Below are 20,688 nucleotides of genomic sequence, written 5' to 3'. Positions count from 1 at the left end.
GATTGCTACTGTTTGGCAATCGTAGCTGACATGCATCGGGCTATATCTATCCGCACAGCCTCAGAATCTATCCATCTTTCTCACTGTTTTTTTTGCTTGCCCATCAACAGGCTTGTCACAAATTTCTCGATTTCCACCAATACGAATACAACAATACCGGCCATAAAGGATAAGAAGATATAATCAAAACCGATAGTAGTAGTTCCGAGTGCTATATGCATGAAAGGCGCATATAACAACAATGCTTGCAGACAAAACAATGCAAGTAATGACAACCAAAGCACTTTATTCGCTACTATACTGCGATTTAATGAGAAACGTGTGATTTCTCGACAATTGATCATGTAAAAGGTTTGTCCAAACACAATTGTCATGATCAAGGTTGTTTGCATGACCGCTGGAGTGGCGTCCCGATTATCCAACAAACTATTGATATAAAAACCCAAAACAGCAAGCAATATCGAGACGTATACGATTCTAAAAATCGCGTATCCATTCAGAATGTTTTCTTTTGGGTTTCTCGGTGACCGTTTCATCGCATCCTTTGCCAGTGGTTCAAATCCCAAAGCAAAAGAAAGAGTGATCGTCGTGACCATGTTCAGCCACAGAATCTGAACAGATGTCAAGGGTAAAGGATTGTCTAGTAAAATAGATACAACAACCAATAACCCTTGGGCAAAAGCCGTAGGCAAGGAAAAATAGATGGTCTTTTTCAAATTATCATACACTCTGCGACCTTCAGCAACTGCACCAGTGATTGTGGCAAAATTATCGTCTGCCAATACCATATCTCCTGCGTCTTTCGTCACTTGTGTTCCTTTGATCCCCATTGCAATACCAATATCCGCTTGCTTCAACGCTGGAGCATCGTTTACCCCATCACCAGTCATACCTACGATATGCCCATTTTCTTGAATCGCATGGACCAAGCGCAATTTATGTTCAGGTGTGGTTCTCGCATAAACATCGTGATCCAAAACGATCGCTGCCAATTCCGCATCTGATAATCCTTCAATGTCTTTGCCTTCCACTGCATGGTCTACATTTCTTAGCCCTATTTGTTTGGCAATCGCTACGGCTGTATCTTTATGGTCACCGGTAATCATTTTCACTGAAATGCCTGCCTGTTGGCTCACACGCACAGCATCGATTGCTTCTTTTTTAGGCGGATCAATAATCCCAAATATGCCTGCCAATACCATGCCGTCTTTGACATCCTCGTGGGTAAGCGTCTCTTTCTCTCTTGGGACTTCTTTGAAAGCTGCCGCTAAAATACGTTGCCCCTGCTTCGCTTGCTGGGCAATTTTCTCTTCCCAGTACAACGGATGAAAGGCCTTCTTACCAGTAATTTGCAACTGTTCGCTGACCATATGCAATAATACATCCGGTGCCCCTTTAAGATAAATCATTCGCCGGTCTTCTATGTCAACCAGTGTCGCCATATATTTATAGGATGAATCAAAGGGAATTTTGCTGATATCGTGTTCTTCTTCCAAAATAGCCAAGTGATTCGCCCATTCCAACAATGCGCCTTCCGTGGGGTTTCCGATAACTTCTCGTTGTCCGTTTTTGTATGAAATTTTGGTATCATTACAATAGAGGGCAGCTTCGATCAATTTTTTCAAAGGTGGATTTTGTTCGATTTGATTCAAATCCATTTCTTTTTCCAAATAACTGTCTTTCGTACTGAGGGTCTCATCGGCCGTTATTACAGAAACAACATGCATTTCATTTTTTGTGAGTGTCCCTGTTTTATCAGAGCAAATGACACCCATACTGCCCAACGTTTCCACAGCGGGCATCTTTTTGATAATCGCTTGCTTGTGCGCCATTCGTGAAACACCCACCGATAAAATGATCGACAACACAGCGGGCAATCCTTCAGGAACTGCGGATACGGCAAGGGCAATCATCGCAGATAACAACTCATTGCCTGTGAAATCACGAAAAACGAGGCTGAATAGAACCAAACCGACAATCAATACGACTAAGGTATAGAAAATCTGCTTATTTAGCGTTTTCATTTTTTTGATCAAAGGTGTCTCCGTATCACCGATATTCTTCAAGTGTTGGCTGATTTTCCCCAGTTCTGTTTGATCCCCTGTACCGATGACAACCCCTTGTCCAGAACCGCTACTGACCAACGTACCAGAGTATACCGTATTCGTTCGATCGCCTAACTCAACTTCCTCCTTGATCGAGGCCGTTTGTTTCTCCACTGGCGTGGATTCTCCCGTTAAAATCGCTTCCTCGACGACTAAATTATAGGCACGAAGCAACCGTAAATCAGCCGGCACTATATCGCCGGGATTGAGAAAAACAAGATCCCCTTTTACTAAAGATTCAGCCGGGACAACCTGTTTCTCCCCTTGTGACAAAATAACTGCTTCTGTACTCATCATTGAACTCAGGCTCTTCAATGAATCAGAAGCTTTTGCTTCTTGCACATAACCGATAATCGAATTGATGATCACAACAAGCAGAATGATCGACATATCTATGAAATCGCCACTTATTCCTTTTAATACAGCAGAGATAATCAATACATAAATCAACAAATCATGAAAATGATGAAAAAATTTTGCTAATTTACTGACCTCTTTTTCAGTTGTTAAGCTGTTTTTCCCTTCTGAAGCAACCCGCTTTTGTCTTTCTCCATCAGCTAATCCATCAACGCTCGACTGCAGATCCACCAACACTTGATCTGTTTCTTTTTGAAACCATTCCATTTATTTCCCCTCCTTTATTCACTATGCTCCTTTTTCCTCGTATACAACATACTCTTTTATGCACAACCCGCTCATTAGCTCAATTTTAGGTTAAAAACCTGTTAAAATCCAGTTAAATGTAACAAAAAATAGCGCATCTGTTATCGCCATGGCAATGGGTCAGCCAGGAATCAAAAACCACCCATACACGCTAGGATAAACATGGATAAATATTTGTTATTTGATACTTCATCCTTATTACTCGATCAGGTTATACCAGTTCTCATTTTAAGTTGCTTTGTTGCAGATTGACCCGGATTATTTCTGCAGAAGTTACAACTTTCGTTCTATGTATTTGCTATGATTAAGTCATACCACTTCTTTTTGACTTGCTGTCGGCACAAAATAATGCCCAAAGAATAAAGATACTCTTAGGGCATTAAATATATTATTTATTTTGGATAGGCAATTCATCAAATAAGTTATTTTTTGCCAGGTTCTGAAGCAATAACGGTTAATTCCCCTACCAATTCCCATTTCTTGATTGGATTTGGCAAGATACAGCTGGTTCCCATCTTCAACTCATAAGAATGACCATCGATCACCAAATGACCATAGCCTTCGATCACTGTCATCAATGTGTAGTCGGATTGTTGCTGCAGACTTAATTTGCCGCGCACTTCCCATTCATAGACATTGAAAAATGGGGTTTCTAAATATGTGACAACAGCAGAGCTTCCTTGTTTGACCTCTTTGATCGATAATTCAGGTGTCCGGGCAGGAACTGTTGTTACATCGATTGATTGTTGAATATGCAATTCCCGGGTTTGTCCTTGATCATCTGTCCGATCATAATCATAGACGCGATAAGTCGTATCAGAACTTTGTTGGGTTTCAAGAATCATGATCCCTTTGCCGATTGCATGGATCGTTCCGCTAGGTACGTAGAAGAAGTCGCCTTTTTTGACTGGCACTTTGGTCAAGAGATCGTCCCAGCGGCCATCTTTGATCATTTCTGCCAATTCTTCTTTGCTTTGGGCATGATGGCCATAGATGATTTGGGCACCAGGTTCTGCATCGATAATATACCAGCATTCTGTTTTTCCTAATTCGCCTTCGTGGGCTAAGCCATAGGTATCATCAGGATGGACTTGAACCGATAAATCATCTTCGGCATCTAAAATCTTGATGAGCAGTGGAAAAACAGCTTCATCTGAGTGACCGAACAACTCTTGATGATCACGCCATAAGTCAACCAAAGTTTTGCCTTTGAATGGTCCATTTTCAATGACACTGACACCATGTGGATGGGCACTGATCGCCCAATCTTCGCCGATCTTATCATTTGGCAAGTCAAAACCGAAGACTGAATGTAAACGGCTGCCGCCCCAAATTTTTTCTTGAAAAACAGGTTTCATAAATAATGGTTCCATAATTGATCCCCTCTCTAATTGTTCGTGGATATTATAACATGAAACGTGTTACGTTTGAGATTCTTTTAGATAAGAAGATACAATTTCATCGCGATGTTGGATATACGCTTCCCGTTGGTCATAAGGATGAACACGATTCGACAAAAAGATAAACGCGCGCTGCTGTCTGAGATCCACCAACATAAACGTACCTGTGTAGCCGGTATGGAACAATTGCAGCGTTGGACCTTTAAGATCCCAACCGTATGTACGCAGGCGGTCTCCTTTGGTTTGCGGCTGTTTCAACGCATCAATGATGCCTTCTGAGAATAAGGGGTGCTTCTGCGGCTGATTCATCAGTAAAGCCTGCACAAATCGCGTCAAATCATCCACTGACGAGAATAATCCCGCATTGCCGGCATGAACCCCTAAAATACGCGCTTTGGGATCATGGGTGATTCCTCTGAGTATCTGCCCATCTGCTTGCTTTTGCGTGGGAACGATCTTGTGGCACTGTTCTTTTGAAAATGGCGGGAATCCGCTATTTGACATCCCTAACGGATCTAACACTTCTTCTTGAAAGATTTTGATCAATGGTTGTTGAAAGATTTCTTCTAAGAGAAAACCCAATAGAATAAACCCCGTATCCGTGTATTGCACACGTTGCCCAGCTGAACCGTCACTGGCTAAACCCAGATACGCCTTTTTCAGCTCTTGTGCAGTTAACCGGTCTCGATCAGGAATCCATGTGTGGATAGCCGCGGTATGCGTCAATAGATGCTTGATGGTAACAACTGGATCTTTGAATTCAGGCAGCCATTTATTTAAAGGATCCTCCATTTTAAGTATTCCTTGATCCCAACACTTCAAAATAACAGTCGTTGTGCAGATGACTTTTGTTAAAGATGCGATGTCAAACAGATGTGTTGTTGTCATTTTCTCCGGCTTTGGGAGAACAGATGCCTGCCCCAATGTATAAGTTGCTTGCGCTCCATCCGCAATAAACCGAATCACTGCCCCTGGAAATACGTGGGGCATTTTCTTTTCTATCAATTCCAATGTTTTTGCGTACATGCGCATTCCTTGCTTTCTTTCGATTTTTCCTCACTTTACCTTAGCATGTTTTTTTTCATTCAACATCCACCAGTCAAAAAAAGATACTGCCCTCATGGGATAGTATCTTATGATTCCATATATTAGTTGCAAACCACTAGCTCTTTTTGAACGATAAACCACCATTCAATGCCGATTGCATCATAAGTTGTTAATAATTTACGTTTTTTATCAATAAAAAATTCTTGATTTTCATTCGTTAGATGTTTTTCTAAGCTATCAAGATCTTCTTGACTGATCGAGATTTTCAGGAAGTCCAAACCTAATACTTCGTGGGTCGGTAAATCAATGGTGCCTCCTTGGGCTTGTGTTAAACCAACTTGAAAATCGCCATCATTCAAAAGAAAGGCCTGTTTTTCAGCTTCTTGGGTCTTCAATCCCAATACATCTTCTAAAAATGCTTGTTCCTTAGCCAAATCGCTGACATGTAAATATAATTTACCAAAACGAACATCTGCCGAAAGTTTCGCTGGCTTTTTAGGTGCTGCATTGATCAAGTCTACTTCATTGCTGGGCACTGTTTCTTTATCTTTTGCTGTATAACACACTTCGATCAGATTTCCTTCTGGATCAGCTAGTGTAAAGCCTAATTGATTGTTTTCAAACAATATATCTTCAAATTTCAGATCCCGTTGCTGTACATTTTTAGCAATTGTTGCCGCTTCAGCTAAAGACGCTACTGCCAATACAATGCGTTGCATTTTTTTGATTTCACCTGAATGGTCAGTTGCTCTTGGGCTTTCTTCTAACCATAAAACTTCTTTGGCGTCTCCATTATAACCAAAAATGGCTAATTCATTTTCTTCTCTTTTTAGTTCGAACCCTAAGATATCGCGATAAAACAGGATCGCTTGATCACGGTCTTTGACACGAATTGCAACAGTCAATAATTTGGTGCTGCTCCCCAATAAAAAATCTGTCATTTTTTCTCCCCCTACTTGCATTTGTACTCATTGTACTGATAAAAATCCATTCTAGCAAATGAAATCTATGTCAAAAATACAATTTTTTTTGCATGAAAAGAAAGAAAACCTCATAAATAACAAATAGCCATTTACATACGTATTTTCATGAAGCAAATACTTGCTGAATATGTTGATCAGCGATCACTCAAGCAGTGACTGCCACTTGATCCACCCCAAGAATCTCTGTTCCTGCATGACCGATTTGATCGGTAATACAGACGGTGGAAACCCCTGATAATAAAGCTTTTTGTGCACTACGAACTTTCGGCAGCATACCGCCGGTCACAATATTTGCTTCAATCAAAGCATCCATCTCAGCCAGTGTAACCTTTTGCAACCAGTTGTTTTCTTTCTTGATCCCTGGTACATCTGTCAAAAGAAATAACTTTTCTGCTTGCAGACTGGCTGCTATCTGACAGGCCACTTCATCTGCATTGATATTCAACCACCGTCCCGATTCAGTGATCCCTAGCGGAGCAATCACAGGGATATGCTGCTTTTGTATCAGTAATTGCAATAATGCGGTATTGATTTGCGCCACTTGACCCACAAAACCTAAATAGGCTTCATCGATGACTTGACCTGTGATCAGTTGATCGCATCCAGCATTTAGCCCAATAGCTTGCAAGCCGGCTTTTTGAAAAAGTGTGGTGATCATTGGTTGAACTTGTCCCAAAAGAACCATGCGGGTCACTTCCAAGGTTTGCGCATCAGTTACCCGCAACCCGTTTTTGATGGTGACTGGCAGTGCCATTTTCCCCATCATTTCTGAAATATAATGTCCGCCGCCATGAACAACCACAACTTTCTTACCGGCAGCTTGCCAAGTCTGCACTGTATGAAAAAAATCATCTGTTAAATTATCCGAAGCCACGCCGCCAATTTTGATTACGATCGTTTCCATCCTGATACGCCTCCTTTGATTAAGTATGATACAAGGCGTTGATTTTGACATAGTCATACGTCAAATCACACCCCCAAGCCACGCCTTGCCCGGTCCCTTCTTCTAACGTGACCAAGATCTCGATTTCTGGTTTCGCTAACTGCTCTTGCATCTTTGCCTCATCAAAAGTGATTGGCATCCCTGACTGAAACACATTGATTCCAGCTAGTGAGATCGAAAGAGCATCCGGATCGATGGTCTGACCGCTATAGCCTACAGCACACAGCACCCTCCCCCAGTTGGGGTCTTTGCCAAACAAAGCGGTTTTGACCAATGGCGAACCAACGATCGTTTTGCTGATCATACGTGCCGCTTCATTGGTCACTGCACCGGTTGTTCTGGCTTCAATCAGTTTGGTGGCGCCTTCGCCGTCTTGGGCAATTGCTTTGGCTAATGCTGTCAACACGTGTTGAAACATCTTTTTGAAGGTTTCATAGTCTGATGTCTCTTCTTGAAGTGCCCGCTGACCGGCTAAACCATTGGCTAGCACGAACACCATATCATTGGTGGATGTATCGCCGTCGACAGTAATTTGATTGAAGGTTACTTCTGTCAGCTCTTTGAGGAGCTTTTGCAGCAGATCTGCAGGGATTGCTGCGTCTGTCGTGACAAAAGCCAACATCGTAGCCATATTGGGATGGATCATCCCTGACCCTTTGGCACAACCTGCCATAGTCACTGTTTTGCCGCCGATCTGACTTTGGATCACAATACTTTTTTCAGTTAGATCCGTAGTCAAAATCGCTTTTTGGAAGGCTTGGGGATCACCCGCTTTTTGCAGTTTAGCGATTCCCTTCGCCACTTTCTCCATCGGTAATTGCCGACCGATGATTCCCGTAGAAGCGACAGCGATTTGATCAGATGGTACCGCCAGTTTGTTTGCTGCAGCTCGCACCATCTGCTGTGCGTTACGATAACCTTGTTCTCCTGTACAGGCATTTGCATTACCGGCGTTGACAATCACCCCTCGCAGCTGCCCTGAATCCATCTTTTCTTTGGTTACTTTGATGGGTGCGGCTTGTACTTGATTGGTGGTAAAAACCGCTGCCGCGTTGGCAGGCACTTCTGACACGATCCAACCCAAATCAACTTTGGTTTTTTTTAACCCGCAATGGATCCCGTCTGCATAAAATCCTTTTGGCGACGCAATGTTCCCGGCTATGACTTCCATACTCTTTTCCTCCTGCTTCTCGTGCGCGTGTTCTTTATTTGTATTTCTCTTATGTGATCAAGGATAAATCGGTACTTGCAGCAACCCTGCAGTTTCTGAAAGACCTGCCCAACGATTAAAGGTTTGGATTGCTTGCCCTGCAGCCCCTTTGCCTAAATTGTCGATCACCGCCACAATCGTCACTATGTGCGTGTCCGGATTCAAAGATAGGCCAATATCACAAAAGTTGGTTGCCGTGACTTGTCGCAATTCCGGCATTTTCCCTAATGGCTGTACTCTGACAAAAGCTGCATGCTCGTACGTTGCCAAAAATTGCTGATATATGTCGATCTCTGTCACAGTTCTTTTGACAGGCGCATAGAGCGTCATAAAGATTCCACGTTTCACGGGAATCAAACTCGTTGAAAACTGGATATGTTGCAGCGTTGGATCCCATTGTCGCAATTGTTGCAGGATTTCAGGAATATGCTGATGTTGATTTATTTTATACATTGTCATGTTTTCTGAGGCACACACATAATGACTGCTATCTGTCAAAGATTTACCGGCACCAGACAGCCCTGATTTGCCGTCAAAAATCAGGGTGCCAGCTAACCAATCATTTTGGAGAATCGGTGCTGCCGCTAAAATGGCCGCAGTCGCATAGCACCCGGGGTTAGCAATCAAATTCCCTTGAGGGACGGTGAACTCTGGCACCACATATTCGGCTTTCGCCAACAAGGCTTCATCAGCAGCTTCTTTTTGATACCACTCTTGATAGGTCAAAGGATCTTTTAAACGCAGATCGCCAGATAAGTCGATCACAGGAAAGCCAGCGTCCACAAAATCCGCTGCCAATTTTTTGCTGATACCAGCTGGGGTGGCAAAAAAGACCAGCTCATTTTCTTGCTGAATATATTGGGCATCGTAAGGCAAAATATCTTGATCCACAAAACCACCCAAATGAGGATACATTTTTTTTGCATGTTCATGCATCGTATGACTATGGATCGTACCCACTGTCAACACGGGATGCTGTTGGATCAATCGAACCAATTCAATCCCAGTATATCCTGTTACACCAACGATTGCTGCTTTCAAACGTTTCTTCCTCCTTGCGATAAATTACTTACGATTATAGGCAACTCTCAAAGAGAAGTCAACGGTTATTTATAAATATATTCAAGAAATTCAGTGATTTATTCGTCTTTACCGCCATTCTCCGTTTTTTTATACATTCCTTGCAGCAAACTGGTCTTGCGTCAGCACCTGTCTAAGAATGGCGATACCTGCAGCTGTTTCATCCTCCGTGATGGTTAAGGGGGGCAATAATCGCAGCACCCGACTACCAGCTTTCAACGCCAACAGTTGCGCTTCTCTTAGTTGTTTGATGACTTGCTGCAAGGTATCCGCGTCTGCTAAAACCAGTCCGATCATCAACCCTTTTCCTCGAAGGTCTTTCACGGCGGGCAAGTCTTTTAAGCCGGTCAGTAATTGTTCACTACGTGCCTGGACATTGCGCTGAATCGCTTCGTCGGCAATCAGCTGACAAACCGCAGAAGCCGCAGCCAGCGCTAATTTATTGCCGCCAAATGTCGACCCGTGACTTCCCGGTCCAAAAGCCGTTTTTAATGCTGCTTTACCTACCATCGCACCCACAGGCATCCCATTGCCCAATCCTTTGGCCAATGTGAAAATATCTGGCTCGATCCCGTATTGTTCAAAGGCATAAAACGTGCCAGTACGGCCAATACCTGTTTGAATCTCATCAATGATCAACAACGTACCATTTTCTTTACAGAGGTCTGCTACTGCCCGTACCCATTTTTTCTCGGCTGGAATCACACCGCCTTCTCCTTGTACCAATTCTAAAATGACAGCAGCTGTATCGTCCGTAAAAGCAGCAGCCAATACCGCTGCATCGTTATAAGGCAGATAGGTAAATCCGGGTACCAATGGTCCAAACCCTTCATGGATCACCTCTTGTCCTGTCGCTGTCATTGCACCAAATGTGCGTCCATGGAAGGATTGTTGGAAACTGATGATCTGTGTCCGACCCGTTGCTTTGCGTGCTAATTTCAAAGCAGCTTCATTCGCTTCCGCACCACTATTGCAAAAATAGACAGCATAATCTTGCGACAAGGGTATCTGCTGCACCAATTGGGTGGCCACGGTTTCTTGCAGTTGACTGTTGTATAGGTTAGGCATATGCCAAAGTGTATCTGCTTGTTTCAATAGTGCTTGCTGAACGACCGGATGCCCATACCCCAAATTGACCACACCGATCCCGCTTGTAAAATCCAGATATTGTTGTCCATGTTCATCTTTGACGTAACTGCCTCGGCCTTCGACAATCTCAAAAGGGAGTCTATTGTAATTAGGAAATAAGTGACTCATGCTACCACGCTCTTTCGTTTTATGTATTAATATACATAAAATCCCTATATTTAGCAATATTTATTTACGATTCATCAATATTTATTCAAAAAAACCATCAATTGAAACGATTTGCCAGCTGAATCATCTCTTTAAAAAGTGCGTTTTCAGCTTTTGCGAAGATAAAAATATCCACAAAAAAAAATCAGTTAGATAGGCGTCTAACTGATTTTTTATAAACTTTTATTCTATTTATTTATGCATGATATTTCCTTATGCAGCGTCTTCTGAAAACTGACTATTATAAAGGTCCGCATAGAAGCCGTTTTGGGCCATCAATGATTCATGATTTCCTGTTTCAACGATCGATCCATGGTTCATCACAATGATATTATCCGCGTCACGAATCGTTGATAGACGATGGGCAACCACGAAGCTGGTTCTGTTTTCTAACAAACGTCCCATCGCTTTTTGGATCAAGATTTCTGTTCGAGTATCAACACTTGATGTTGCTTCATCTAAGATCAAGACATCTGGATCCGCCAAGAATGCCCGGGCGATAGTGATCAGTTGCCGTTGTCCTTGAGAAATATTGCTGGCTTCTTCATTCAAGACTGTATCATACCCTTCAGGCAATTTACGGACAAAGTCATCCACATGGGCTGCTTTGGCTGCAGCAATCACTTGCTCTTTGGTTGCTTGTTCATTGCCGTAATGAATATTGTCATAGATGGATCCTGTAAATAGCCAAGTATCTTGTAAAACCATGGAGATATTGCTGCGCAATTCGTCCCGAGTCAAATCACGGGTATCCTTGCCATCATAACGAATACTACCGCCGCTGACATCATAGAAGCGTTCCAACAAGTTGATCAATGTGGTTTTACCCGCACCCGTTGGTCCAACAATAGCCACCATCTCTCCGGCTTTGACATCTAAATTGAAGTCAGTCATCAATAATTTGTCTGGGCTGTAACCAAATTGGACATGGTCAAAACGTACTTTATATTCGGTATCTTCCACTGGCAATCCAGAAACGTCATCGGTCATTTCTTCTTCATCGAGGACTTCAAAGACCCGTTCAGCAGAAGCAACCGTTGATTGGATCGTATTCAATAAGCTGGCAATTTGCGTGATTGGTTGTGAGAATTGATTGGTATATTGCAAGAATGCTTGTACATCCCCTAATGTCATATTCCCATTGGCTACTTTGATCCCGCCAAGAACAGCAACAAAAACATAGCCTAAGTTTTTGATGAAGTTCATTAGAGGCATAATGATCGCTGAGATAAATTGTGCTTTCCAACCGGCTGCATACAAACGATCGTTTTCTTCTTCAAAAACAACTTGGTCGGCAGCTTCATGGTTGAAGGTTTTGACGACTGTATGGCCGCCATAAGTTTCTTCTACTTGGTCATTCAACAAACCCAAACTTTTTTGTTGCGCGGCAAAGAATTTTTGCGATTTTGGTGCCACGATCATCACGACGATCAAGCTTAATGGTACAGTCGCCAATGCGACTAAGGTCAATTGCCAACTAATCGTCAACATCATCCACAATACACCGACAAAGGTCACGATACTGGTAATAAATTGGGTCAAGTTTTGTTGCAATGTGCTGGCAATGTTATCCATATCATTGATTGCCCGAGACATGATATCCCCGTTTGAGTGCGTATCATAATAAGAAATCGGTAAACGGTTCATTTTTTCATCTAAATCACGACGCAATTCATAGACTGTCCGTTGAGAAACTCGGGTCATAATGAACTGTTGCAAGAAGTTAAAGACGGCAGAAATCACGTACATACCGATCGCGATCAAAATAATTTGAGCGACTTTATCAAAATCGATAGGAAATTCAGTGACTGTTTGACCGGCTTGCATTTGTTGTGCACCAATCATTACCCCTTTAAAAATTTCAGTGGTAGCTTCCCCTAAGATCTTTGGTGTTTGGATTTGGAAAATAACGGCAGCAATAGCTAAGACGAATACAGCGATGATCGCCATTGACCGTTTGGACATATAGCCGAAGAGCCGTTTAACCGTGCCCCAGAAATTCTTGGCTTTTGGTCCTTTGGCCCCTATATTTCGCCCAGGTCCGCCACCCATTGGTCCACCGCGGTGGCTTTGATTTGTGTTGGTTTTCTTTTCACTCATGCAAGATCCTCCTCTCTCAATTGTGAAGAAACGATTTCTTGATAGGTTTCATTTTCTCCTAACAGAGTTTCATGGTTGCCTTTGCCTACCAACTGGCCTTCATCAAGGACCAAGATCGTATCAGCATCCATAACTGTACTGACCCGTTGTGCCACTACCACCATGATACTGTCTTGCATATCCCGTTTTAAAGCGGCCCGCAGATTGGCATCAGTTTTGAAATCCAATGCAGAGAAAGAGTCATCAAAAACATAAACGTCAGCTTGTTTGACTAACGCACGAGCGATTGCTAAGCGTTGCCGTTGTCCACCAGAGAAATTGCCCCCGCCTTGTTCAACACGACTTTCAAGTCCATCTTCAAGCGCTGAAACAAAATCTTTGGCTTGTGCGATTTCCAAAGCTTTCCAAATTTCTTCTTCTGTTGCATCTGGTTTCCCATAACGCATATTTTCTCGAATCGTGCCTGAGAAAAGGACAGCTTTTTGTGGGACGAAACCTACGACTTCTCTCAAATTATGTTGGGTCACAGCGGCGATGTTGGTCTCATTGATTGTGATAGCACCCGTTTCGACATCAAACAAACGCGGCAATAAATTGACCAATGTTGTTTTCCCAGAACCTGTACCACCAATGATTGCAACAAAGTCACCAGATTTCGCTTCAAAATCAATGCCTTCTAGGGCTGATTTTTCGGCGCCTGGATAGCGATAGCTGACCTGATCAAAGCGTAAGGAAGCTTGATCGCCTTTCAACGCCAATGTTTCTGGTGATTGGGGATCTAAGATCTCGTCTTCTTCATTTAAGACTTCATTGATCCGATCAGCAGATGCTTGCGCTCTTGGCACCATAACGAAAATCATAGATAACATCATGAAGCTGATTAAGATTTGCATGGCATAGGTCATGAAAGCAATCAAATTCCCTACTTCCAAGGTCATTTCTGCAATATAGTGACCCCCAAACCATGTGATCGCAATATTGGTCCCACTCATGATCAATGTCATCAACGGCATCATCAACGCTACGATCGTATTTACTTTAATGGCTGTTTGGGTGTAATCTTTGTTGGCATCGTCAAAACGATTGGCTTCATATTTTGTTTTGTCAAAGGCCCGAATCACTCGGACACCAGTCAATCCTTCACGAAAAACCAAGTTTAAGCGGTCGGTTTTCTTTTGCATGCTTTTGAACAGTGGAACCGCAAAATACATGATGCCGCCAACCAATACCAGCATGACAGGAATGACTACTAGGAAAATCCGTGTCAATTGGGCATCTTTTTGGTATGCCAAGAAACTTGCGCCAATCAATGTGATTGGTGCATTGATCATCATCCGCAAGAACATTTGCGTCACCATTTGAATTTGGTTGACGTCATTTGTGGTCCGCGTGATCAATGATGCGGTTCCGAACTTATCAAATGCCCGAGCAGAAAAGTTTTCGACTTTTTGGTAAATATCAGAACGTAATTTTTGTCCTAATTTTTGTGATTCACGGGTGGCAAAATAAGTATTGCCTAATGCTGCCAAGATACTGATCATTGAAAAACCAACCATATAAAAACCAGTTTTCCAAATATAATCGATATCACCCGTTGCAACCCCGTTGTTGATAATATTTGATGTCAATGTTGGCAAATACAGATCTGCCACTACTTGAATCACCATAAACACGACCGCCATCACGATGGATATGGCCGATACGCGTTTGATCAATTTAATCATGTGTTTCCCCTCTTTCTTTCTTTGCGCCGTCTCTTAACCAACGAACTTTGCTATTGAAATCTGACATCGCCAATGATACATCATAGGCCGGATCCGCTTGTAGATGGCGATACGCTTCGGTGATCGTTGAAAAAACTGTATGCATTAATAATTGGACCAGTAATTTCAACTCATGATCGTCATTGACTTTCAATAGATCTTTATCGATTTCAGACAAAAACTCAGTTTGTTCTTTTTTCCGTGTTGCTTGCCGTTCTTGGTGGTGGGCTTTGTTCATCTTTTTATGTATTTCTGGCATTACTTTATGGAAGGACCGATAATCCATGCTCAAAAATAGGTTGCGATAGAAATTGGCATTTTTGCCTTTTAATACTTCCTCGATCATCCGCGAAAAATACCATTCAAATCCGGCGAACAAATCACCTTCTTCATGTTGGATCGATCGAATCAAATCTCTTTGGCTATCACTTTTCAAGGTGTGAAAGTAATAGTAGTACAAGTCTTCTTTATTTTCGAAATACTGGTAGAAACTGCCTCTAGGTATTTCAGCTTCTTTAATGATCGTAGCAATAGAAGCCTCTTTAAGGGGCAACCGAGAGAATTCTTTCTTCGCTGCATTCATAATACGTTTTTGCTTTTCAGCAGGCAGGTGAAAAAATGTTTCTGTTGGCAATCAAATAATCTCCTTTCACTTTGATTGAATAAATCACATCGTTCGAATATGACACATCGTCATATGACACTGTGTCATTATACACCCTATCGCTAAGATTGCAAGCAATTAAATTTGAAATTTTTATGAATATCTTTTTTATGATTTCTTTATTCACAAAGAATAATTGAAATGAAAAATATGATTATTTTCAAAGAGCACAAAAACACTGCACAAGTATACTTCCCTGTGCAGTCTGAAAATATTTATTCTTCCTAATAAAAAATAACAACTATTTCTTTTTCCTTCTCCAAAAAATGATGGCGACCAATAAAAGCAAGACAATGCCCGCTATCAGTAGTACTGGACTTTTGGTTTCATTGGTTTTAGGCAGCCGGTCGGTGTTCTGTTCTGGTGTTGCAGTTGTTGATGTTTCGCTCTGACCTTCGCTGCTTGCGACAGTCTCGACTGTCGTATCCGTCGTCTGCTGGTCGACATCACTTGATTCAGTCGTCACCGTTTCAGGCAGATACAACGATTCATTGACAGCATGAATGATCCATGCGATTCTTCCCGGGAACAACGTTTTATCACTAGACTGTGCCTCAACTGTATCTAAGTGTGTCAAAATCGAGGTCAGCCATTCGTCAGAAACAGCTTGATTGATTGTAAGAAAAATACCATTTGCCGGGTATAAAGTACTCAGATAATCTTTTAATTGGGCAATATCTGGAATCATGGCAGAAAAAGTGGAATAGCTGCTGGGATCAAAAACCAGTTGGGGTTCGATCGCTGTCCACGATAACGATTGATCAATAAACAAAGCCCGCACGATTTTCCCAAGAAAGCCAATATCAAACCCCATCGCATCACTAGAATACCGTAAAGCGAGCTGATTGGCTTGGGCCAATTGTTCATCTGACAACTGATCCAATTCCGCTTGTGTCAAAGCTGTAACGCTGCCTCCGCTGATACCTGTCTGCAATCCTTGGCGCATCTCACTGGGTTGTTCTTGCATAGAAAATGTTTGTATGTCTGCTTCATCGCCAGTTTCTTCTTGAATCGCCGCGATAACAGATGCTGCATCGATCGTTTCGGTTGTTGCCTCAGTCACGGTACTTTGCGTGCCGGTATCCTCACTAGAGGAACTGGTTTGTGTAACAGATTCGCTACTAGCATCGCTGATGATTGGTTGGCTTGATTCCAATGTCTGCAAGGTATCAATACTTGTGTCCTCCTCCGCCAACGTCGTTAAGGGCAATAAGAAAAGGATACAGCAACTCAGCCAAAATACTTTTTTCATATGTCTTCTCCTCCAACAAGATCCCATATTTGTAACAAAACTGTAACATAAGACGAAATAATCAGCAATCGATTTACCTAAAACTTAAAAAAAACCCCCATCTTATGAAAAGATGGGGTACTGCTTATTTCACATTAAAAACTGCTTCGCCCGCTTTTGTATGACCAGTCTTCAACATATCTACCGCAGAAACGGCATCCATATTGGTGACCATCACTAGCATCTCAGAAGCTTTTTGATGTTGTGCCAATTGTTCAAGATCAACTTGTGCGACTTGCGTTGCCGGTGTTACTTCTTGTCCAACTTCCACCATTACTTCAAATGGTGCGCCTTTCAACTCTACGGTATCAACGCCCATATGCAATAATATTTCTAATCCAGAGGTTGTTTTGAACCCAATCGCGTGTTTTGTAGGAAATACTGTCGTGACGGTACCTGATACTGGTGCATAGATTGCCCCATCTTCAGGCAAGACGAAGTACCCATCCCCCATCATTTTTTGACTAAATACTGGATCACCTGATTCTGCCAATGATTTGGTTTGACCGTTTGCTACCGCATATAAAGTAGCTGTTGTCGATTGTTTTGGTGTTTCGTTTGTACTTTGTTCAGTTGTCGTTTCTTTTGGCGCATCAGCAGATGTGTCCACTGCCTGAACCGCTGCCAATCGATCTTTCGGAATACCAAAGAAGTAAGTAGCAACAAATCCACCTGCATAACCTGCCAACAATCCAAAGATATAACCTAACCAACGACCATTGGCAATCAAGGGAATCAATGCCATCCCAGATGGGCCAATAGCAGTAGCACCGACATTAGAGATCGCGCCAATCACTGCGCCGCCGATCCCGCCACCGATACAGGCGGTAATGAATGGTCGGCCCAATGGCAACGTCACACCATAAATCAATGGTTCACCAATACCAAGGATCCCAACAGGCAATGCACCTTTGATCATTTCTGTTAGTTCTTTATCTTTTCTAAGGCGAACCCACAAGGCCAATGCAGCACCGACTTGGCCTGCACCTGCCATTGCAAGGATCGGTAACAATTGAGTACTTCCAGTTGCTTCAATCATTTGGATATGGATTGGGGTCAAGATTTGGTGCAGACCAAACATCACCATTGGCAAAAAGGCTGCGCCTAATACAAAGCCAGAAAATGCACCACCAACACTCAATACCCAATTGATCGAGCCCACTAAACTATCTGAAATCACACCTGCCAGTGGCATGATCAAGAAAATTTCTGCCAACCCGATGATCAAAAGACACAAGGTCGGTGTCACGATGATATCGATTGCTTCGGGAATCACTTTATGCAAAACAGATTCTAATTTTGCCAATAACCACACTGCAAAGATCACACCTAAGATCCCGCCTTGGTTGGCAACTAACGCTTCACCCGTAAACAAGTTTTGGATCGGTGCATCTGGATTCATACCAGATAATAGGATCACAGAACCAATCACACCACCCAATGTTGGGTTGGCTTTAAAGACTTGGGCAGCATTGACCCCAGTGAAGATCGCTAGGTAAGCAAACATACCGTTCTTCAAAATATTCAAGATCATGACATAATAGTTCCATGTATCACCATCGATTGTGCCTGCCGTGATCATATTCGTCATCACAGAAGCAATACCTGCAACCAAGCCCGCGCCAACAAAGGCTGGAATCATCGGTACAAAAATATTAGAGATATCTTTCAACAATGATTTGATTGGTGATTGTTTTTGTTTGGCCTTTTGGGCAGCTTTCATTTCCGCTGCCTTCGCATTTAATGCATCTTTGCCTGATAGATGCGATTGAGGAATCTCTTGGCCTAAATCAACACCTGCTTGCGCCACCATCGCATTGGCTACTTTGTTGACTTTTCCGGGACCGATGATCACCTGTAACTGCTCATCATTGACGACCCCCATCACACCAGGAATATCTTTAAGCCCTTGTTGATCGACTTGGTCATGGTCACGGACAGTCATGCGGACCCGGGTCATACAATGATTGACCGTTTCCACATTGTCCATTCCACCAGAGGCAGCAAATATTTTTGCCGCTAATTCTTCAACTGTTAATGTATCTTTTGCCATTACCCTTCTCCTCCAATCGCTATCTTCACAAAATCATTGCCCGCAGTTAGTTTGCTTTGGGCGTCTTCCTTCGTACTATCCGTCAACAGCATCACAATAGCTAATTTCACATTTTGATCTGCTTCTTCAAAATACGCGGCTGCTGTTTCATAGTCGGCTTCGGTTGCTTGCATAATGATGCGTTTGGCACGTTCGACCAATTTATCATTTGTCGCTTTCACATCGACCATTAGGTTATTATACACCTTACCGATACCAACCATCGAGATTGTTGAAATCATATTCAAAATCAATTTCTGCGCTGTCCCTGATTTCAATCGTGTCGAGCCTGTCAAAAATTCTGGGCCACAATCGACTTCGATCGGAAAACTTGCATGAGCTGAAATTTCTGCCTGTTTGTTGCAGGCGATCGTTGCTGTTGTTGCGCCTACTTGATTGGCGTAGTCTAATGCGCCGATCACATAGGGGGTACGACCGCTTGCAGCAATACCAACCACCATATCTTTATCTGATAAAGCCAAATCGACCAAATCTTGTTTCCCTAACGTCATCGAATCTTCGGCACCTTCAACAGCAATCGTCATGGCTTTTTCACCACCGGCAATCAAACCTACCACTAATTCAGGTGCAACACCAAACGTTGGCACACATTCTGCAGCATCTAAGACGCCCAAACGGCCGCTAGTACCTGCGCCTAAATAAATCAAGCGTCCGCCTTTTTTTAGTGAAACGATGCTGGCCTCGATCACCTTTTCGATACTTGCCAACTCTTTTTCTACGGCAGCAGCGACTTTTTGGTCTTCGCGGTTCATCTTTTGACAGGCTTCAGCAATTGTCATCTCATCTAAATTGGTGGTCTCATTGTTTCGTCGTTCTGTCGTTAAGTTGTCTAAATTGATTTTACTCATTCTCTTCATCTCTTTCTATTTTAAATTGCATTCCTGCATGTATATGTTGGATCAATGGTACATCTGCATCAATCACTTGTGCTGCTACATTGACCCGCGGATCGGCTGGCAGGACACTTTTACAAACTTGAATTTCACCCATATAACGTAAATACAGTTCATTGTCGATAGTGACTGCCCCTTTTTGACGCAGCTGAGGGGCTTCGGCTTTGACCATGCGTACTTCGCCAAAACGTGCATCGGCACTTCGCAAGACATCTCTTGCTTCATCTTGCCGGTTTTGATGCATGCCTACTACATTGTCCAAATAGGCTGACCCACAATCTTTGACTCTTAAAGTGATGAAACCATTTTGCAGATAATCATTGAACTGCTTGATACTTTGCGGAGTCAATCCGCCATCGCCGATATATACAGCATCCACGGTTCCAGATTGTTGCATGGCTATCGCAGCTGCAAACGGCGACATGTCACGATGATCCTCCAATGTTGGCAAACCTGCATATAAAGGCCCGCGGAGACGGTCATCTCCAGGCACAAAAACTTGAACATAGAACCCTTGGTCTTTCAGCCAACGATTTTTTTCTTGGACCCATTGCGCATCCAATCCCGTTTCCGGTCGCGGATAATAATTGTGCCACGCTTCTAACTGAGTGAAATCAGCATCATATGCACGAAGTTCATGGACATCTTTTTCGGTCAATGTACTGGCATTCAATGCAATCCGCATCTGACGTGAAAACTGAGCGATTTGGCGATTGTCGATCGCATAATCCATCCGCAGACCGGTAACACCAAGGGTGAGCAAATCTTCTAAATGATCGATCGAAAAACCTGCTTCTGCTAGCGCATTACCAGAAATATCGACCATTAAAGATAGTTGGTGTTTTTTGGCAAATGCACCAATCACACCTAGTCGTTTACGATAGCTAGCGCTATCATCTTCCGGAATATGCATCGAAGTAAACATTCCTTTGAAGGATACAGCCAATTCTTCCATCTGGGCTAGATCAGACTGTGTTAAATCTTGATTCATAAATACAGAAAAGCCAAACATCTCTTCTCCTCCTTTAAAGATATCAACAAGTGATACCGTTTTCTACAAATGCATTATAACTGACTATTCTTTTTAATGCAACTATATTTCATAAAATATTTAACTTTTTAGAAATAACGTTTCAT

General features: G+C 42.7%; 15 protein-coding genes. All 15 read right to left on the bottom strand.

The features are described from left to right. Positions 1 to 80: 80 nt before the first annotated feature. The gene (locus IGI41_RS01800) at positions 81 to 2,729 is read right to left on the bottom strand and encodes an HAD-IC family P-type ATPase (protein WP_430610945.1); all 2,649 of its coding nucleotides are present in this window, start codon (positions 2,727 to 2,729) and stop codon (positions 81 to 83) included. Between the two features lie 461 nt (positions 2,730 to 3,190). Further along, positions 3,191 to 4,144, bottom strand: coding sequence for a mannose-6-phosphate isomerase, class I (gene manA / locus IGI41_RS01795; RefSeq protein WP_430612671.1), 954 nt, complete (start codon positions 4,142 to 4,144; stop codon positions 3,191 to 3,193). A gap of 45 nt (positions 4,145 to 4,189) precedes the next feature. Then, positions 4,190 to 5,200: a serine hydrolase domain-containing protein gene (locus IGI41_RS01790; protein WP_430610944.1), complete on the bottom strand. Its 1,011-nt coding sequence runs from the start codon at positions 5,198 to 5,200 to the stop codon at positions 4,190 to 4,192. 116 nt (positions 5,201 to 5,316) lie between these two features. Beyond that, the gene (locus tag IGI41_RS01785) at positions 5,317 to 6,156 is read right to left on the bottom strand and encodes a VOC family protein (protein WP_430610942.1); all 840 of its coding nucleotides are present in this window, start codon (positions 6,154 to 6,156) and stop codon (positions 5,317 to 5,319) included. A 187-nt stretch (positions 6,157 to 6,343) separates the two neighbouring features. Beyond that, on the bottom strand, positions 6,344 to 7,102 hold the full coding sequence (gene argB, locus IGI41_RS01780) for an acetylglutamate kinase (RefSeq protein ID WP_430610940.1): 759 nt from the start codon (positions 7,100 to 7,102) through the stop codon (positions 6,344 to 6,346). 19 nt (positions 7,103 to 7,121) lie between these two features. Beyond that, on the bottom strand, positions 7,122 to 8,312 hold the full coding sequence (gene argJ / locus IGI41_RS01775; RefSeq protein ID WP_430610939.1) for a bifunctional glutamate N-acetyltransferase/amino-acid acetyltransferase ArgJ: 1,191 nt from the start codon (positions 8,310 to 8,312) through the stop codon (positions 7,122 to 7,124). 57 nt (positions 8,313 to 8,369) lie between these two features. Beyond that, entirely contained in the window at positions 8,370 to 9,392 is a 1,023-nt protein-coding gene (gene argC / locus IGI41_RS01770) for an N-acetyl-gamma-glutamyl-phosphate reductase (RefSeq protein ID WP_430610938.1), read from the bottom strand. Between the two features lie 129 nt (positions 9,393 to 9,521). Continuing rightward, on the bottom strand, positions 9,522 to 10,688 hold the full coding sequence (locus tag IGI41_RS01765) for an acetylornithine transaminase (protein ID WP_430610937.1): 1,167 nt from the start codon (positions 10,686 to 10,688) through the stop codon (positions 9,522 to 9,524). 252 nt (positions 10,689 to 10,940) lie between these two features. Then, positions 10,941 to 12,827 (bottom strand): ABC transporter ATP-binding protein, encoded by a 1,887-nt coding sequence (locus IGI41_RS01760; protein WP_430610935.1) that lies wholly within the window; start codon positions 12,825 to 12,827, stop codon positions 10,941 to 10,943. Continuing rightward, positions 12,824 to 14,551, bottom strand: coding sequence for an ABC transporter ATP-binding protein (locus IGI41_RS01755; protein ID WP_430610933.1), 1,728 nt, complete (start codon positions 14,549 to 14,551; stop codon positions 12,824 to 12,826). Before IGI41_RS01755 ends, IGI41_RS01760 begins: the two co-directional genes overlap by 4 nt. Beyond that, positions 14,544 to 15,224 carry a TetR family transcriptional regulator gene (locus IGI41_RS01750; RefSeq protein ID WP_430610932.1) on the bottom strand — a complete coding sequence of 227 codons (681 nt, stop codon included), beginning with the start codon at positions 15,222 to 15,224 and terminating at the stop codon, positions 14,544 to 14,546. The genes IGI41_RS01755 and IGI41_RS01750 overlap by 8 nt, the downstream gene beginning before the upstream one ends. Positions 15,225 to 15,495: 271 nt before the next feature. After that, complete coding sequence (locus IGI41_RS01745) at positions 15,496 to 16,506, bottom strand: LPXTG cell wall anchor domain-containing protein (RefSeq protein ID WP_430610931.1); 1,011 nt, start codon at positions 16,504 to 16,506, stop codon at positions 15,496 to 15,498. A gap of 124 nt (positions 16,507 to 16,630) precedes the next feature. Beyond that, positions 16,631 to 18,598 carry a glucose PTS transporter subunit IIA gene (locus tag IGI41_RS01740; protein WP_430610929.1) on the bottom strand — a complete coding sequence of 656 codons (1,968 nt, stop codon included), beginning with the start codon at positions 18,596 to 18,598 and terminating at the stop codon, positions 16,631 to 16,633. Then, positions 18,598 to 19,506 (bottom strand): N-acetylmuramic acid 6-phosphate etherase, encoded by a 909-nt coding sequence (gene murQ, locus IGI41_RS01735; protein WP_430610928.1) that lies wholly within the window; start codon positions 19,504 to 19,506, stop codon positions 18,598 to 18,600. The genes IGI41_RS01740 and murQ overlap by 1 nt, the downstream gene beginning before the upstream one ends. After that, positions 19,499 to 20,563: a DUF871 domain-containing protein gene (locus tag IGI41_RS01730; RefSeq protein WP_430610927.1), complete on the bottom strand. Its 1,065-nt coding sequence runs from the start codon at positions 20,561 to 20,563 to the stop codon at positions 19,499 to 19,501. The genes murQ and IGI41_RS01730 overlap by 8 nt, the downstream gene beginning before the upstream one ends. Between the last annotated feature and the right edge of the window lie 125 nt (positions 20,564 to 20,688).

Origin of the sequence: Enterococcus sp. DIV0876 (assembly GCF_050529585.1) — a bacterium.
In the GTDB taxonomy this organism is placed as follows: domain Bacteria; phylum Bacillota; class Bacilli; order Lactobacillales; family Enterococcaceae; genus Enterococcus_D.
This window is presented reverse-complemented; position numbering and strand designations above follow the sequence as displayed.

Coding starts and splice junctions, on each gene's coding strand:
- IGI41_RS01730 (WP_430610927.1), bottom strand. CDS start 20,563: ATGTTTGGCTTTTCTGTATTTATGAATCAAGATTTAACACAGTCTGAT.
- IGI41_RS01785 (WP_430610942.1), bottom strand. CDS start 6,156: ATGACAGATTTTTTATTGGGGAGCAGCACCAAATTATTGACTGTTGCA.
- IGI41_RS01745 (WP_430610931.1), bottom strand. CDS start 16,506: ATGAAAAAAGTATTTTGGCTGAGTTGCTGTATCCTTTTCTTATTGCCC.
- IGI41_RS01790 (WP_430610944.1), bottom strand. CDS start 5,200: ATGCGCATGTACGCAAAAACATTGGAATTGATAGAAAAGAAAATGCCC.
- IGI41_RS01800 (WP_430610945.1), bottom strand. CDS start 2,729: ATGGAATGGTTTCAAAAAGAAACAGATCAAGTGTTGGTGGATCTGCAG.
- argB (WP_430610940.1), bottom strand. CDS start 7,102: ATGGAAACGATCGTAATCAAAATTGGCGGCGTGGCTTCGGATAATTTA.
- IGI41_RS01760 (WP_430610935.1), bottom strand. CDS start 12,827: ATGAGTGAAAAGAAAACCAACACAAATCAAAGCCACCGCGGTGGACCA.
- IGI41_RS01765 (WP_430610937.1), bottom strand. CDS start 10,688: ATGAGTCACTTATTTCCTAATTACAATAGACTCCCTTTTGAGATTGTC.
- IGI41_RS01755 (WP_430610933.1), bottom strand. CDS start 14,551: ATGATTAAATTGATCAAACGCGTATCGGCCATATCCATCGTGATGGCG.
- IGI41_RS01740 (WP_430610929.1), bottom strand. CDS start 18,598: ATGGCAAAAGATACATTAACAGTTGAAGAATTAGCGGCAAAAATATTT.
- argJ (WP_430610939.1), bottom strand. CDS start 8,312: ATGGAAGTCATAGCCGGGAACATTGCGTCGCCAAAAGGATTTTATGCA.
- murQ (WP_430610928.1), bottom strand. CDS start 19,506: ATGAGTAAAATCAATTTAGACAACTTAACGACAGAACGACGAAACAAT.